2 protein-coding genes are annotated in these 925 nt (G+C 77.6%); both read left to right on the forward strand.

Annotated features, from left to right (window positions below; translation table 11 throughout):
• The coding region (locus tag DZG00_RS15850; protein ID WP_375342515.1) for a sensor histidine kinase at positions 1-367 on the forward strand (367 nt) is incomplete at its 5' end.
• The coding region (locus DZG00_RS15855; RefSeq protein ID WP_147360084.1) for a response regulator transcription factor at positions 364-925 on the forward strand (562 nt) is incomplete at its 3' end. The genes DZG00_RS15850 and DZG00_RS15855, both read left to right, overlap by 4 nt.

A 925-nucleotide genomic window follows, 5' to 3' on the forward strand; every position in this document is an offset into this window, starting at 1 on the left:
CCGCACGTCCGGCACCGAGGTCGAGGAGCGCACGACCGGCGAGGCGCCCGCGCTCGCGCCGCTCGCCGACGTGACCGCGTACCGCACCGTGCAGGAGTCGCTCGCCAACGCGCGCCGGCACGCGCCCGGATCCGCCGTGACGCTCACCGTGACCGCCGAGCCGACGCGCATCGCCCTCACGGTCGAGAACCCGCTGCCCGTCGCCGCCCCGGCGACCCGGCCCGGCTACGGCCTCGTCGGGATGCGCGAGCGGGCCGCGCTCGTGGGCGGCCGGCTGGAGGCGGGACCCACCGGATCCGGCACGTGGCGCGTGCGCCTCGAGCTCCCGGTCGAGCCCGCCGCCGCCGCCGAGAGAGACCCCGCGTGATCCGCGTCGTGCTGGTCGACGACCAGTCCATCGTGCGCGCCGGCTTCCGCGTCGTGCTCGAGACGGCCGGCGGGATCGAGGTGGTCGGCGAGGCCGCGGGCGGGCGCGAGGCCGTCGAGCTGGTCCGCCGCCTGTCGCCCGACGTCGTCGTGATGGACGTGCGCATGCCCGGCGGCGACGGCATCCAGGCGACCCGCGCGATCACCGGCGCCGACGCGGCCCCCGACGGCCCGACCGGCGGGCACGGGGACGAGCGCGCGACGCCCGCCGTGCTCGTCGCCACCACCTTCGACCTCGACGAGTACGTCTTCGGCGCCCTCGAGGCGGGCGCACGCGGCTTCGTGCTGAAGGACGCGGAGCCCGAGGAGTTCATCCAGGCCGTGCGGGCGCTCGCCGAGGGCCGCGCCGCCCTCGACGGCGTGACCACGCGCCGCGTCATGGCGGAGTTCACCCGCCGCCGCGCCGCGTCCGCCGTGCACCCGGGCACCGAGGTGCTCACGCCGCGCGAGCAGGACATCGTGCGGCTGCTCGGCGACGGCCTCTCCAACGACGAGATCG

This window comes from Clavibacter lycopersici, assembly GCF_003576405.1.
In the GTDB taxonomy this organism is placed as follows: Bacteria; Actinomycetota; Actinomycetes; order Actinomycetales; family Microbacteriaceae; genus Clavibacter; species Clavibacter lycopersici.